Source organism: Filimonas effusa (assembly GCF_004118675.1).
Lineage (GTDB): Bacteria > Bacteroidota > Bacteroidia > Chitinophagales > Chitinophagaceae > Filimonas > Filimonas effusa.
Genome location: NZ_SDHZ01000004.1, coordinates 196323 through 211354 on the forward strand (window position 1 = coordinate 196323; position 15032 = coordinate 211354).

At 44.0% G+C, this 15032-nt stretch carries 13 protein-coding genes; 9 read left to right on the forward strand and 4 right to left on the reverse strand.

From position 1 onward, the window contains the following. Positions 1-99: 99 nt before the first annotated feature. The 6 genes from ESB13_RS20480 (at position 100) to ESB13_RS20505 (ending at position 8418) form a co-directional block, all read left to right on the forward strand. Positions 100-1248: a FecR family protein gene (locus ESB13_RS20480; protein WP_129005566.1), complete on the forward strand. Its 1149-nt coding sequence runs from the start codon at positions 100-102 to the stop codon at positions 1246-1248. A gap of 194 nt (positions 1249-1442) precedes the next feature. Next, a complete protein-coding gene (locus tag ESB13_RS20485) occupies positions 1443-4871 on the forward strand; it encodes a TonB-dependent receptor (RefSeq protein WP_129005567.1) in 3429 nt (1142 codons plus the stop codon). A gap of 11 nt (positions 4872-4882) precedes the next feature. Then, positions 4883-5677 carry a hypothetical protein gene (locus ESB13_RS20490; RefSeq protein ID WP_129005568.1) on the forward strand — a complete coding sequence of 265 codons (795 nt, stop codon included), beginning with the start codon at positions 4883-4885 and terminating at the stop codon, positions 5675-5677. A 10-nt stretch (positions 5678-5687) separates the two neighbouring features. Then, the gene (locus tag ESB13_RS20495) at positions 5688-6479 is read left to right on the forward strand and encodes a hypothetical protein (RefSeq protein WP_129005569.1); all 792 of its coding nucleotides are present in this window, start codon (positions 5688-5690) and stop codon (positions 6477-6479) included. 182 nt (positions 6480-6661) lie between these two features. Next, positions 6662-7405 carry a hypothetical protein gene (locus ESB13_RS20500; protein ID WP_129005570.1) on the forward strand — a complete coding sequence of 248 codons (744 nt, stop codon included), beginning with the start codon at positions 6662-6664 and terminating at the stop codon, positions 7403-7405. Between the two features lie 569 nt (positions 7406-7974). Further along, complete coding sequence (locus ESB13_RS20505) at positions 7975-8418, forward strand: hypothetical protein (RefSeq protein WP_129005571.1); 444 nt, start codon at positions 7975-7977, stop codon at positions 8416-8418. Positions 8419-8479: 61 nt separating this feature from the next. Here the strand turns inward: ESB13_RS20505 and ESB13_RS20510 are convergent, their stop codons facing one another. Beyond that, entirely contained in the window at positions 8480-8869 is a 390-nt protein-coding gene (locus ESB13_RS20510) for a DUF1801 domain-containing protein (protein ID WP_129005572.1), read from the reverse strand. Between the two features lie 59 nt (positions 8870-8928). Beyond that, a complete protein-coding gene (locus ESB13_RS20515; protein WP_129005573.1) occupies positions 8929-9429 on the reverse strand; it encodes a thioredoxin family protein in 501 nt (166 codons plus the stop codon). A 169-nt stretch (positions 9430-9598) separates the two neighbouring features. Here ESB13_RS20515 and ESB13_RS20520 point away from each other — a divergent pair, with 169 nt between their 5' ends. Together ESB13_RS20520 and ESB13_RS20525 are read left to right on the forward strand one after the other, a co-directional pair. Continuing rightward, positions 9599-11287, forward strand: coding sequence for an RluA family pseudouridine synthase (locus ESB13_RS20520; protein WP_129005574.1), 1689 nt, complete (start codon positions 9599-9601; stop codon positions 11285-11287). A gap of 28 nt (positions 11288-11315) precedes the next feature. Beyond that, complete coding sequence (locus tag ESB13_RS20525; RefSeq protein WP_129005575.1) at positions 11316-11519, forward strand: hypothetical protein; 204 nt, start codon at positions 11316-11318, stop codon at positions 11517-11519. A 60-nt stretch (positions 11520-11579) separates the two neighbouring features. Here ESB13_RS20525 and ESB13_RS20530 read toward each other — a convergent pair whose 3' ends face one another. Both ESB13_RS20530 and ESB13_RS20535 read right to left on the reverse strand, forming a co-directional pair. Continuing rightward, positions 11580-12266: a DUF481 domain-containing protein gene (locus ESB13_RS20530; RefSeq protein WP_246022639.1), complete on the reverse strand. Its 687-nt coding sequence runs from the start codon at positions 12264-12266 to the stop codon at positions 11580-11582. 152 nt (positions 12267-12418) lie between these two features. Then, a complete protein-coding gene (locus ESB13_RS20535) occupies positions 12419-14212 on the reverse strand; it encodes an alpha-L-fucosidase (RefSeq protein WP_164974294.1) in 1794 nt (597 codons plus the stop codon). A 221-nt stretch (positions 14213-14433) separates the two neighbouring features. Between ESB13_RS20535 and ESB13_RS20540 the strand changes: the two genes are divergently transcribed. Continuing rightward, positions 14434-15030 (forward strand): Crp/Fnr family transcriptional regulator, encoded by a 597-nt coding sequence (locus tag ESB13_RS20540; protein ID WP_129005578.1) that lies wholly within the window; start codon positions 14434-14436, stop codon positions 15028-15030. Positions 15031-15032 lie beyond the last annotated feature (2 nt).

Genomic DNA, 15032 nt, shown 5'->3' on the forward strand with positions numbered 1-15032 from the left:
TACCGGCAATCTTAAGCGGTAAAAAATAAATTAAAATTTTCTTCTGATTCGTTCCCGCTTTTGTCTGGCTGCGGTACTGGTTGGTATAAAGCAAGATACATGGACGATATAAACGGGCGGATCCTGTCGCTGATCGAAAAATTTGAGCAGGGCAGGGCCACGGATGAGGAAATACAGGAACTCGACGTTTGGTTCCGCTTGCACGAAAGTAATCCGGATATAACAGATCATCTAACTAAGGAACAGCAGCTACAGGCGCAGTCTGGTCTGTTAATGCGTATCAATAGCCGTATAGACCTGGAGGAACGGCCTTCTTTTCCGCTGCGCAAAGCCGCGCCGTTGTTATGGGCAAAACTGGCAGTAGCGGCCAGCGTATTGCTGGTAATAGCTGTAGGAGGCTGGTTTTTCCTGGGACGCAATCAACCGGTAAAGCAGGCGCTTGCGGGGCATATAGAAGACTTTGCTCCTGGTAGTAATAAAGCTATTCTCACTTTGGAAAATGGCGAACATATTATTCTTGACCAGGCGAAAACCGGGGCGATTGCCAGCCAGGGGAATGCCGTTATAAGTAAAACTAATGAGGGCAATGTCGTTTATATGCAGCGAGGGAAGAGTGAGGCGGTGGCGATGAATACGCTGACTACACCGTACGGCGGATTGTACCGGCTTACGCTTGCCGATGGAACGGAGGTATGGCTGAATGCCGCTTCTTCTATAAAATATCCTTCCTCCTTCAATGGAAGTGTTCGTGAGGTTGAGATAAGCGGAGAGGTTTATATGGAGGTTGCACAAAATTCCCGGCAGCCATTTCGTGTGAAGGCCGGTTCGCATACGGTAGAAGTGCTGGGAACTCATTTCAATATCAACACCTATGATAGTATTAAAACCACGCTTCTTGAAGGTGCTGTTGCGCTTACTTCAGCAGGACGACGAAAGCTGCTGCAGCCTGGTGAACAGGGCTTGTTTATAGGTAATGCCATTCATCTGAATAAAGTAGACCTTGATGAAGTGATGGCATGGAAAAATGGTTTCTTCGATTTTACAGATGCCGGCATACAAACGGTGATGCAGGAGTTTGCGCGCTGGTACAACCTCGATGTTGTTTTCGATGGCCCCCAAACAAAAGAAACGTTTACCGGGCGTATTCCACGTTCCTGGTCTTTTGCGAGGGTAATTAAGAGTATGGAAACATTTAAATCTACACATATCACAACTCAAGGAAGGAGGATTATGGTAAAACAACAGTAAGCACTACAACAGCCAATGATGCCCTATTCCAAATAAAAAGGCCAGCGGTGGTTGCGACACTGCCGGCCGGTGTCTGGATACGGTCAAATGAATCTCGAGTCCAATTAACTTATTCACAGACAAAACAAATGTATAAAAAACATACGTACACCCGGGACGTACGCCATAGGTATGTCCAAAAAATAGCCCTTATCATGAAGCTTACTTCCTTCATATTACTCATAGGCATGCTGCAGGTTGGCATGGCGGCAGTTGGGCAGAAAATAAGCCTTTCAGAACAGAATGCCCCTTTGGCCAAAGTCTTCAAGAAGATCAGCCAGCAAAGCGGGTTCGGCTTCATGATAGAGGGGAGCCTTCTTAAAATGGCAAAACCTGTTACCATAAACGTCAGGGACGCCGAACTGGAAACCGTGCTGGCGGGCATATTTGCGAACCAGCCTTTACAATTTACCATCAGCGAACAGGCTGTTATCATCAAGGCTAAAGAACAACTGCTTGAAAAGGCAACGGAGTACAGCGTCGTGTACAATATGGCCAGGCAACAACCTGGCCGTATCAGTGGAAAAGTTCTCGATGATCATGGCCAGCCGTTGTCGGGCGCGTCTATCAGGATCGTGCAAACCGGCCAGTCTGTGCAGAGTAAAGTAGACGGTAGTTATAACTTCAGTATCGTTCCCGGGACCTACACGCTTGAGATCACCTATGTTTCTTTTCAGCCTAAACGTATTACAGAGGTAGCGGTAACGTCAGGACAACTTATCAGCCTCAATGTAGTATTGAAGGCCGCTACCGGTACATTGGACCAGGTTGTTGTTACAAGCAGTTTTAAGCGCGAAAGCACCATTGCCCTTTATGCACGCCAGCAAAATGAAGCAGGCATTTCCAATGGCATCAGCCGCGAGCAGATCTCTGCGCTGCCCGACAAGAATGTGGGTGAAACCCTGAAGCGTATTTCGGGCATCAGCACCAACGACAACCGGCGCATTGTGATACGCGGTATTGCGGAACGTTATAATCTTGCTATGATGGACGGTGCAACGCTGCCCAGTACCGATGTACAGGTGCGCGACTTTGAATTTGATATCGTACCCAGCAACCTGATCGATAACATCATCATTTCGAAAACGGCTACGCCGGATATGAGCTTTGGTTTTGGTGGCGGGTTGGTACAGATCAATACTTTATCCATTCCCGATAATAATTTTACGACCATCGGCTTGGGAGTGAAGTATATTAACGGCAGCACCGGTAAAGACTTCCTGGGTTATGGCCGTGGCAAGAACGACTATCTGGGTTTCGATGACGGAACAAGAGATCATTTTCCCAAGGACCTGATTGTATTCGATGCGCAAAACTATAATCCACGTAACCCTTATGCAGCACCGGCGCCCGGCATAACACCCGTTACGCCGGCCATGATCGCTGAACAGAACAAAAGGATAGGTGGATTGGAGCGTATGGGAACACGTACTTATACTGCGGCACCTGGCCAGAACTACCAGTTCAGCCTGGGGCGCAGCTATAATTTCAAGAACAGCCGTTTTGGGTTTGTTGGTTCGCTTAGCTATCGCAATGAACAAGCCATTGACAATATCTCTCATTTTGAACGTGGTAACTGGGAGAAAATAGAAAACCGGACTTACAATGTTGAAACAGGTGAAGAGATCACACCTACTTATTCTGCCCAGTATAACTTTAACACTACCTGGGGAGCGCTGTTCAACCTCGGCTGGAGCAGCAAAAATCATAAAATAACTTTCCGCAATTTTTATTCCCGCGTATTCAGTAACCAGTTTTCGCGCATAGTAGGATGGGGCAATGATATCGGGTTTGTTGAAAAGCCTGCCATCAGGGAGTATGACCGTCCCAAGTTTATCGACATGTTGCAGAGCCGTATCAATGGCGAGCATAGTTTTGGGGCATTCCGGCTGGAGTGGAACCTGGCCCGCAATACACTCAATAACCTGGAGCAGGATGCTGTAGAAGCCTGGTTAAACCCAACCAAAACACTCAATGAAACGACTTATAATATTATGCCTACCGCTATTACCAACGCGGGAACGGGAACATTCAACAGAGGCCAATATCATTACAGGGAAACCAATAAGATAGCAGAGGGCGCGCTAAACTACCAGGTTAATGTACTGGGACAAAAGCAACTGGTAAAGGCTGGCTATCAATTCATGGACAGGCATGGCGTGTACGACTGGGTCATATTGCCTATTGGCACTGCGGGAGGTATCAATCCCTATGTTCCTGCACATGAATGGAATCAATACCTGGAGTTTAAAGACCCTTTGAACGACTTGTTTTATTACCCGGCAGCGTTTTCAGCAAGCGGCTATGAAGGAAAGAATATCAACCAGGCTGTTTATGGCATGATGGATAATCGCTTTACATCATGGCTTCGGCTGGTATGGGGTGTACGTGCGGAATATTATAAATACGAACGGGTGAAAAGCGGAGCAAATGACATGCTTATCAATGCATTGACCGAGCAGGAGCAGAAGCGCCGCTATGTAGATCCCGAAACAGGTAAGATCGTTTCTCCCGTAGCCGATCCCGAAACCGAAGAAAAGACCTGGCGTTACCTGCCTTCAGCAAGTCTTACTGCTAATCCGTTTAAGAATGTTAATATCCGGGCAGCTTACTCAGAGTCCGTTGTAAGGCCGGCGCTCATCGAAAACTCCCGCATGGTTCGTGTTGACCCTGCTCTCGGAGGATCTTACCGGAGGAACGAAGGCGTTTTGTCTACCGTCATAGATCACTACGACTTACGCCTGGAGTGGTATCCTAAAGCAGGTGAAGTGATCTCTATGGGGTATTTCTATAAGTATTTCGATAAGCCTGTAGAACTCTATCGCCACCGTTTGGATGCAAGCTACAGGGTGTATGTAACTACCAATAACTCGGAGTGGGCTAAAGTGCATGGCTGGGAGTTTGACATGCGTAAGAGCCTGGGCTTTATCAGGCCTCAATGGAAATTTCTCGACAATCTTTACCTGAGCGGTAACCTTACGCTGCAAAGCTCTACTGTGCAGTCTGCTCAGTTTGAAGGGATGTCGATGCCGCAGGATAAATATGGCCGAAACTACGAGTATCGCACCAAAAAACTGCTAAAGGAAAAACGTCCTTTATATGGTCAGGTACCTGTACTGTATAACATAGGCCTGCAGTATACAGGCAGTCGCCTGGGAGCCAATATTGCATTTAATCATATGGGCTACAAAACATTTATGACGGCCATGGAGCCAAGCATTGTGGAGTACGAACGTCCGCGCAACCAGCTGGATGCCCAGCTCAGCTACCGCTTTCTGAAGAATAAAAAACTGGACGTAAGGCTGAATATGAGCAACCTGCTCAACAGCGCTTACCGTTTTTATGTCAACAGTAACGAAACCTACAAGTTACAAAGCAGGTGGGAGGGGATGGCTTATTCTGCGATACCGGCTTCCGAATGGAACGATATCTACGAGTGGAAATATGGCTTTTCCCAGAAATATGAAGAAGGTTATTATCAAACTTCAGCCGACGGGAAAACAAAAACACGTGTGGGAGACAGGGATTCTTTCATTCGCAAAATAGGTTCTTCATTTAGTTTGTCAGTTGCATATACCCTTTAAATTCTCTAAAAATGAAAACAAGAAATATCATAAACGGCCTTGCGATGATTGTTGTGCTGCTGACAATGGCGGCCTGCAACAAAGGCGAAGATAATTTTTTCTACAAGGGCGGTATGCTGCCCATAACAGTGAGAGGATACAATGGCAGTAATGAGCAACTGGAAGTAAAAGTAGATACGTTTAAATTTCCATATACTTTGGGAGCGGGGTCTACTTTTCACCAAAGCAGCGCCTTTACGTTTAATGGAAGCCAGACAACTGCTACACTTACTATAAAAGAAACAGGTACCGGTAAAACAGTTCTGGAAAAACAACTTGCAAAAGGTGATGGGCTTACTACGCTGAATTTCCTTTACCTGAACGGGAAGGTGAGCGATATGCCGGAGATACCTGCTATTGAAACCGGCAAGATCAAGCTTGTTTATATGTTCCAGCCGGTTCTTACAAACTATGCCGGTCCGGTTGATATTGTATTGGGAAAGTATTATTTCACACCAAAAGTATTTGAAGAAATAACACGTATCAAAAATGTAAAGCCCAATGAGTTTACAGAACCGTTAACCATGTCAACTTTTGCTACAACGGGGCAGCAGTATAATGGGCAGGCTACATCTGTTTTGTTCAGGGCATATATCTACAAAGCCGGTACAAATGAATTTTATACAAATGGAACGGGGTATACCTGGCACGAAACTTCGTCCTATGCACCGGTTCCTGCGGCTTCATCCGGTTCTTCGAAGCTTTATATTTTTAGCGAAAGCGCTGCCGGTAATTCCATCAGGTTTGTGAAAAACTTAGAATTATAAATTCATAAAAATGAAATTCTGTTATAAAAAAATATCGCTGCCGCTGGTGCTTTTGCTTACAATGTTCGCCGCCTGCAACAAGGAAGCTCCCGATGCAGAAAGAGCTATGAGTGTTGTTATAAGCGGGTATAATGGAGGCGCTCATCCGCTGCAAATGGCTATCGATACTACGGTATACGATGTCGCTGTAAGTTCCGGGAAATATATAGTCAAACCCAATGATCTCGGTAATTTCAATATAGCTTATAGCTATCGTTCAAACAAACAGCGGATGTTTACACTTACCGATACCGTTACCAAAGAAATTGTGTATCGTAAGGAACTTCCGTCTGACGGCACAAAAGCAAATTTCAATTACTTATTTCTCAATGGGAAATTGGTGGATATAAATCCGCCGGTTGCAGATCCAGTCACCAATAAGCTGGGTTTCTATATATATTACCCGGCTAGTGACGAATCTATTGATATCTCTCTTTACCGGGTAGATGGTAGTACCGGGCAGGCGTTCCGCGTTTACCTGGCAAAAGGGATAAAACCTGGAACATGGGCGTACGTGGACTATATGGCTGGTGAAAACTTTGCAACAAAGAATATGCTGGGCAATACACAGATCCACTTTACAAAGTCTGGCAATGTTGGCCAATGGGCATTTGAAAATGATGAAAGCAAGAGTGTAATATCTGCCTTTGGGATGTTTTTACCCGCTGCCGATGAAAAAGGTCTTGTACAGCCGTATTTTATTACGCCTCAGACGTATGACCTGGGACACTCGCAATTGTTCTATTACCCGGACAGGTTGTAAAAGATAGGTTGGTATGTATAAAAGCCATCAACAGGCAGCACACGCATCTGCTACTGTTATTCTACAATTGTAGGATAGCAATACGTATTCGTGCTATTGACTGTTGATGGTTTTGATTTGATTGAACTGTGTATTGCCAGGAATTGCGAGTTTTGTATATCTTCGTTACAATAAGTAAGAATATGAAAGTAGTTGCCTTATTCCTGGCAGTGTCTTTTGCCATCACAGCGCGTGCACAGAATTCCATCAATAACTATAAATATGTTTTGGTGCCCGAGCGCTTCGATATCTTTAAAACAGATAATCAGTATGGCCTGAACACGCTGACAAAAGCATTGCTGGAAAATGTTGGCTTTACCACTTTTATGACGAATGAAGCGCTACCCGCAGAACTTGCTGCCAATAAATGTAATGCCCTGAAAGCGGAACTTACAGAGAAGAAAAAGTTTCTGACCACCGTTTTGATCCTGCAATTGAAAGACTGTCAGGGTACGGTTATTTATCAGAGTGGCGAGGGGAAAAGCAGGGAAAAAGAATGGCAGGCGGCATATTCCGAAGCATTAAACAACGCCTTCAATTCACTGAATGCTGCACACTACAAATATGATAGCTCCACCGTTGTGAAGGCTGTACCGGCAACAGTAGCTCCGGCGCCTCCTGCTGCCCCTGTGGTGCCTGCTGCTACACCTGCTACGGTTGCTGAAAATACGAATGTCTTGTATGCGCAGCCTAATGCCAATGGTTACCAGCTGATAGATACCGCTCCTAAAAAAGTAATGTCATTACTGAAAACTTCTCAGCAGGATAGCTTTATCGCAGATGACGGCGTATCGAAAGGTATCGTATTCAGGAAAAACGGCGAATGGTTTTTCGAATACTACAAAGACGATAAGCTTGTTTCGCAGAAACTGAATATCAAGTTCTGATAAATAAGCAGTTCCTCTGCAGGAAGCTGGCATGTATACCAGGCCTGGCTTTTTTACTGACTTAACTCCGATTCTTCTACATTGCTCAAGGCAGCTTCATGTCTGTTGCTGATTATCCCGGACAGGAAGACCATATGCCTTGGTGTATAAGGTACATTGGAATGGAAGATGCTTTGCGTCAAGAGACATCTTTAAAGCATCTGTTTACCCTTATCGCGGCTTAATGACGGCTTTACAACGGCTTCAATGCTGCTTTTAAGATGACTAACCTTATATGCCTATCTCCTGATGGCATCAATTATACGCTTGTGGTAACTACCCCAATTTATTTTTCAATTTTCTGAAGTAGAAAATGATAGCCGGTGATCATATAGAGTTGAAATTTAACTTATTGATATTCAATTTATTGTGCAATAAAAAAATACGATGGGCATGATAAAAGTCATTGAAACTTGGTTTTTTAACCCCTATATGCCGGAATATCTTTGTGTCAGAGAATAAGTTAAGGCGTTCGAAACAGAAGGTATACCGGAACGCTTTTAAGAACAAAACATTTAAAAAGGAATTTTATGAATATACACTCTGTAAAAGCTGCAATAGCAAAATTATCAGTAGCAGGTTTAGTAGTATTAGCGATATTAATAGCTACTCCTGCGATCAGTAAAGCTGAAAACGGTACCAAAGACAAAAAATCCAAAGCTGTGCCTGTAGCTAAAAGCCAGGTATCAGTTAAGTATGCAGGAATGCAGGACAACAATGTTGTTTTCCGTGTTCAGTTCCATAATCCTACAGGTCAGAAGTTTAACCTGATAATCAGGAACCATAATGGTGACGAAATTTACAGGGGACGTTACAGCGATGTTCACTTCAGCAAAACTATTTACCTGGTAAATGACGACGAAGAAATGGCGCCTACCTTTACCATTAGCACGCTTGACCAGGATATTGACAATAGCTTTACGATAAATACCAATGTTGAAGATGCCAAAGAAGCTGTTGTTACAAAGTTGTAAATGATGATTTAGAGATATAAATTTGAAAGAGTCCGTCTCTCTGTGAGGCGGGCTCTTTTTTTTATTTAAGACGTTCAAGTAAACCTTTACGCCTGACAAGGTTTTTATAATCCCATTGAATATCTCTTGCTTTATTGAGCCAGCGTTTAAGATCGGCTTTGTTCAATTGGTTTACATCTGTATATACTATTTCTGCCGCTTTAAACTTGCCTTCGTTCTTTAATGCTGCTTCCTCAAATGACTGGCCGCTCCAGAACATCAGGTTCATGCCGGCTTTTCGCTCGCTATATCCTGTAACAGGATTTCCTTCAATGAACCATACCGGATGGCCATGCCAGACTTTGCTTTCGGCCTCTGGCAAATGCCTGCATATTTCGTCATATAATGTGGTTGCTATGGCTTGGTATTCAATAGAAAGTGAATTGTGATAGGTTTGTATTGTATTATCCATATGGCCGGTATTAGGTGCTGTATTTAGCTTTTATGATATACCCATAGCTCTGCGATGGCTCAATGGCTTTTCGTATAACTAGCCGGATCTATGGCTTTGGGCGACCAGTGCTCAAAAAACTCCAGTACTTTCTTAACGCTATGGCCGTTCCCTTCTTCAAGGTAAGCGCTGTTTTGGGTATGAAGACGGTTACCGTTTCCGTCAAGTATTACAAATACGGGGAAGCCAAAACGTTGCGGATAGCCAAGTTTGGCCAGTAAAGCCTCATTTTTATTTTCCTTGCTATAATTCACATGCACTACTATGTAGTTGTCGTTCATCGCCTTTTTTAAGGTATCGTTTTCATTTACAAGTTTATGAAAACGAAGGCACCAGATACACCAGTTACCTCCAAGCTGAAGTAGCACATGTTTGTTTTCTGCTTTTGCCTTTTTAACTGCTGCTGCAACATCTGCTGCTGCATCTGCATTAACGTTGTAAACAGTTGGTTTCTCCTGCGCCGAAATGTTGGCTGAGATTAGTAGTATTGCTGCTATTGCGAATAAAATTCTCTTTCTCATAGTTGTAATAATGATACTAAGTTAGGGAAAATCATAACGCCTGTTGGCAGGCGGGGCTGAGCTGGTTGGGGAATATAAGGGGCCGGCTGTAGAAGGCAGGTGCTAAAAACATTGGTTAACTGTAAAAGGAAGATGTAATATTTTTGCTGCTTAAACAAAAAAGTCGCAGTTGGGAGCCAGTAGCCAAAGCAGGATTTCTTATTTCAAGGATAGTTCCATAAAAGGAATTGAATTGCCCGCACGATTTACCTTTCCGTTTTACTACCAGCCCCATCCCTTAACGGAGATCGCTGCTGCCGAATTGCAGCAATACCTCGAATCCCAAACCGGTCTTGATCATAATTTTGGACTGAGTACCGATAAGGATGGAATGATTATCGGGAAAATGTTTGGTGTTCTGGTAGTGCAGGATGCTGAAGGGAAACCAGGCTATCTTTCAGGTTTCTCCGGTAAACTGGCGGGCTCAAACGACCATCCGGAGTTCGTTCCGCCTGTTTTTGATATGCTCATCGAAAACAGCTTTTTTCTGAAGGAGCAGGAAATTATTCAATCTATTAACATCCGTATCGGGCAGATGGAATCGGACGAGAGCTATTGTCAATTGCAGCAGAGTTACAGAACACTGTCTGCCGAATCCATAGAAGAGGTAGATGCTTTTAAACTGCAATTGAGAAGCAATAAAAACAAAAGAAAGCAATTCCGTGAAAAGCAAAAAAGCAGCCTGTCCCGCGAGGAATATACGATAGTGGAGGCCGGCCTCATCAAGCAAAGCTTACACGATAAACACCAGCTTAAGCTGCTTGCAAACAAGTGGGAGAGGATCCTTGCTGACATACAAACAAGGTTGGAGCAGTACGAAACAGCTATCGAAACACTGAAAAGCGAACGAAAGGACAGGTCGGCTGCTTTACAGCAACAGCTTTTCAGTCAATATCTGTTTTTAAACAAAGACGGTAAAACCAAAAGCATACAAGAGATCTTCAGCGCTACAGCTTTAGGAAAGCCACCTGCCGGAGCCGGTGAATGTGCTACTCCAAAATTGCTTCAGTTTGCATTTATGAATGGCTATAAGCCACTTGCTATGGCCGAATTCTGGTGGGGCGCTTCTCCAAAATCTGAGATCAGGAAACACAAACATTTCTATCCCGCCTGTACAGGTAAATGCAAACCTATTCTGGCGCATATGCTGGAAGGGATGGCTGTTGAAGAGAGCCCTTTTTTACGCAGCTCAGATGAGAGTGGGAAACTTGAAATAGTGTATGAAGATGAAAGTTTTATAGTAGTTAATAAGCCACCCGGGTTACGTTCTGTTCCCGGGGTAGATATCCACGATTCGGTTTACACACGGCTAAAGCATCTTCTTGCAAACAAGGAACCGCTTATCATTCATCGCCTCGATATGGATACCTCGGGTTTGCTGGTGGTGGCCAAAACCCGCGAAGCGCATAAGCATATTCAAAAACAGTTTCTGCAACGTACAATAAAAAAGCGCTACAGGGCATTGCTTTCTAAGGCAATTGACCAGGCAGAAGGCGAGATAAACCTCCCGCTGGCACCCGATTTACTTAACCGGCCAAGACAACTCGTTTGCTTCGATGCTGGTAAAAAAAGTATCACTAGATGGAAAGTTGTTGAAAAAACGGAAACTGCAACCAAAGTAGATTTTTGGCCACTTACAGGAAGAACACATCAGCTTCGTATGCATGCCGCTCACGAGCTTGGATTAAACGCACCAATCGTTGGAGATGACCTTTATGGCACTGCATCTGAAAGAATGTGCCTCCATGCAGCGCAAATTGAATTTACGCATCCTGAAACCAAAGAAAGAGTTTGCTTTGAAGTAGAAGAAAGGTTTTAGCTTACCTTGCGCCTCCAAAATCCATTCTATGACAAAACTTGAAGCCCATTTCGAGAACAGGATCTATTTCTTTATAGTGAAAAACAAGAGCTCCGATGAAGTTTCTATCGATATGTATGGTACACCTTACACCTTCATCAAAAAAGCGGGTAAATGGGAAAATAGAACCGGTAATAAAATGAACATGGTATCCGGGCTTATTGATGCTGTAATTGCTACCACGCAGCCATAATGAAAGCTGTAGCGCTTTGTTGGCAAGGTTTTCATAGAGATGGCTGATAAGGTGCCTGACCTAAAAATACTGCTCGAACGTCAATCCATAGTTCATGAACAAAGTCTCACGTTTGGTACGGTTCAACTTATTGAAATTAAGAGAGCTGGTCAGGCTCAGCCATTTCTTTAGCCTTATCCCCAGTGTGCTAACTGATTTAATGATATAGTCGCTTCCCGAAGAAAGTGAATTCTGTAAAAAATGAGTTCCGTCCAGCGTAATAATATCTTTGATAACGAAATGATACCGCAGCCGGAACGAATTGCGCATCGTTTGGTAAACATCTCTCAACGTATCTTCAAGGTAAAGATCACTCGTTTCATAAATAATTCCATTACTAACATTCAGTTGCGTATTAGGCTTGTCTAATACGCTATAGGCTCCGCCAAGTCCCACCTGCAGCCGTTTGTTGATCTTTAACGATAAACTATTCTCATAGCCCGCCAGCCCCCAGTAATAAAAGTGAGGAAAGGTTTTGTACAGGTTAAAATCAAGGTAGCTCGAAACATCATTATTGGTAGCAACTTTATTCTGTTGCCCATAGATCCAGGAAGTTGTAGAGTTTAATTCCACACTTTTTTTTCGCGTATTAAATCCCAACCCATTGTTGAGCAGGTAGGCATCACCGTCTTTTGTCCGGTTCAGCGAACCTCCTGTAGTATATTTAATATGATATTGAATGCTGTCGCTATATTGCGAAAAACACATGAGATAGCTGCAAATGCAAATGATGAATAGATACAGGCGCATAAGCAGTAGCCAAACAATTAATATGCCTGATTGCTGCCACTATGTTTTCCTGCTGTTCACCGGGTATGTCTTAGTAATGCTGGTTGTAAAGTTGAACCTGCCTGGTTTAATTATCTTACAGAGAAGCATAACGACGCGATAAATCTTGTAGTATCAGGTACTGTAATATATAATCCATCTTCCTGTTGCGACCACATGACTTTTCCGCTATACCCCAACAATTCAACCGACTTGATCGCTAATGTTCCGGCTTTCTTACCCAACGATCTTACGGTTATTTGTGAGCCAGCCTGGGGAATCATCATCGTAAAAATATTCAACCTGCCATCCTTGCCAACTGTAAACCGGAGATCTTCCTGTTCGTATTTAAAGCCGGCTTGTTTTTCCCCCAGGTTGCCACCCGGCATTACACGCAGTTTGCCGTCTTTGCCTTCACCTGCCGTTATCCATGCTTTGCTGCCATAAACCGCATTGCCATTGATCTTCATCCAATCACCTATTTCATGTAACATCTTCAGGCAATCCGGGTGTAACGATCCGTCTGGCATAATAGGAATGCTTACTGCGTATGCACCATCTCTGGAAATATATTCAACCAGGAAGCGGATAACTGAAGCGGCGTCATAAACATAACCAGGCGAGTAATACCAGTCACCAACCGCGTTTTCTCCCAGCCAGGGCTGATCCGTTTTTATCTGGCCTGGAAACCTGCCTTCAAGGGTTGTTACAATGCCCTTCTGACCGGCAGGGAAAAACTTGGTAATGCTGAATACATCCGGTTTCCCATGTCGGGCCAGGGCTTGGTTGAAATACGAAGCCACTACGCGCTGGTGGGCGTCACATCTGTAACCCGCACCTGATTTTGCGCCGAAAAAAGGCTGTTTGGTATTGCCGTCGGTATAAATAAAATCCGGGTCGTATTTGTTCACGGCATCCAGTATACGCAGTGCCCATCTGTCGGCATACCATCTTGCATAATCCAGGTGCCTGGTGAAAATTCCCTGCGGAATGGTAAACCGGAAATCATCCATGCCCTTATACTCCCTGAGGTTGATACCATATAAAAGCCTTGGATCATAACCTTCCCACCATTTGCCCACGCCATCTTTCAGTGTCAGGCGGCCATCGTACATCTTTCCTGCATAAGGCCCTGTGCTGTCACTTCTGAACGCAGTCTGCCACCACCACCAGGTGTACTCATGGTGAAAGGCTATACCATAATGCATACCTGCTTCTTTTACTGCCTTAGCCCAGGCGCCAAGCAAATCTTTACGAGGACCCATATTTATTGAATTCCAAGGTTGATAACGCGAATCCCATAGATCGTAATTGTCATGATGCACAGCCTGAATTAAAAGAAACCGCGCACCTATGCTATGGTATAATTTCACATAAGCTTTGGGATCCAGCTGGCGCGGATTCCAGTCTCTCAACAACTCCTTATAACCCGAATCTGTAGGGTGGCCGTATTGTTTAAGATGATTTTCATAAGCCAGGCTGCCTTCTATATACATTTTACGTGCATACCAGTCGCCACTTGCACCCGATGCCTGCGGACCAAAATGAACCCATATGCCAAACTTGGCTTCCCGCAGCCAGTTAGCGGCGCTATCGGAATAATGCTCTTGTATCGACTGCCACGTAGGCTCAAAAGGCCCGGCATACATAGGGAAATTTGTTTTTACTTCTTGTTCACCTGTGGTATCGCCTAAGTTAACAGAGGCAACAGGTAAAGTGGCGGGTATGTCGGGCATCGTAGCCGGTGGGGGTAGCAGGAGATTCTTTTCCCCGTTTAATGAATTGGTTCGTTTGGCGGTACGACAACCTGATAGAAATATACCAGCTGCAATAACAAAAAGGTTTATCCAGGATAAAGTAGAACGCTTCAGGCAATGATTATACATGAGGCAGGCGGAATTCGTTAGAAATATGATGACCCAAATTACGTTTAACGCTTTAAATAAAAGCGAAAACAACTGTGAATTCTTGGCGGGAACGAAACGGTGATACATCGAAATGATGACATGGCAATTCAATTTCTGCCTTACGCTTAATATGAATCTATGCTTGCGTGTGGTGCTCCATTGGTATAAATACCCATCTTTGCAGATTAATACGTCCGAAGATGGATAAAGCAATAGTGTTGGAGCGTTTTTTCAAGGCCATACAGTCTTATTACCCCATAGAAAGCAACACGATAAAGGCTCTCGAAAAAATATTGAGAATAAGGGCTGTTCCGGCCGGTACACGGTACCTGGCTGCCGGCGAGATTCCGGTCTTTGTTGCTTTTATCTGTAAAGGCATTTTCTCTTATTATCATCAGTTTGAAAACGGTGATACTATCATTAAAAAGTTCTTTTCAGAAAACAGCTTCATTGCATCTACCTCGGCCCTGATATTGCAAATTCCTGGTAAGTACACGATAGAAGCGCTGGAAGATAGTTGGCTGGCGGAATTTAGTTTCAATGAATTTAAACACCTGATGCAAAAACATCCTGACCTCGCTTTTTTCTGGATCAGTTATCTGGAGAAAAACTGGGTAGTTGCAAAAGAAGATAATGAAGTCAACCATAAGTATCTGCCCGCACAAATACGATATCAGGCTTTTGTAAAAAATGAACCGCATATCGCTGCCCGTTTGCAACAGCAGCAAATAGCTTCTTACCTCGGTATTACACCTACTCAGTTAAGCCGGATTAAAAAAGCGCTGACAAAAAAATGAAA

Excerpts from the sequence above, each read along its gene's own strand:
- ESB13_RS20505 (WP_129005571.1), top strand. The coding sequence starts at position 7,975 with ATGAATATACACTCTGTAAAAGCTGCAATAGCAAAATTATCAGTAGCA.
- ESB13_RS20530 (WP_246022639.1), bottom strand. The coding sequence starts at position 12,266 with ATGTGTTTTTCGCAATATAGCGACAGCATTCAATATCATATTAAATAT.
- ESB13_RS20490 (WP_129005568.1), top strand. The coding sequence starts at position 4,883 with ATGAAAACAAGAAATATCATAAACGGCCTTGCGATGATTGTTGTGCTG.
- ESB13_RS20495 (WP_129005569.1), top strand. The coding sequence starts at position 5,688 with ATGAAATTCTGTTATAAAAAAATATCGCTGCCGCTGGTGCTTTTGCTT.
- ESB13_RS20480 (WP_129005566.1), top strand. The coding sequence starts at position 100 with ATGGACGATATAAACGGGCGGATCCTGTCGCTGATCGAAAAATTTGAG.
- ESB13_RS20500 (WP_129005570.1), top strand. The coding sequence starts at position 6,662 with ATGAAAGTAGTTGCCTTATTCCTGGCAGTGTCTTTTGCCATCACAGCG.
- ESB13_RS20485 (WP_129005567.1), top strand. The coding sequence starts at position 1,443 with ATGAAGCTTACTTCCTTCATATTACTCATAGGCATGCTGCAGGTTGGC.
- ESB13_RS20515 (WP_129005573.1), bottom strand. The coding sequence starts at position 9,429 with ATGAGAAAGAGAATTTTATTCGCAATAGCAGCAATACTACTAATCTCA.
- ESB13_RS20525 (WP_129005575.1), top strand. The coding sequence starts at position 11,316 with ATGACAAAACTTGAAGCCCATTTCGAGAACAGGATCTATTTCTTTATA.
- ESB13_RS20540 (WP_129005578.1), top strand. The coding sequence starts at position 14,434 with ATGGATAAAGCAATAGTGTTGGAGCGTTTTTTCAAGGCCATACAGTCT.
- ESB13_RS20535 (WP_164974294.1), bottom strand. The coding sequence starts at position 14,212 with ATGTATAATCATTGCCTGAAGCGTTCTACTTTATCCTGGATAAACCTT.
- ESB13_RS20510 (WP_129005572.1), bottom strand. The coding sequence starts at position 8,869 with ATGGATAATACAATACAAACCTATCACAATTCACTTTCTATTGAATAC.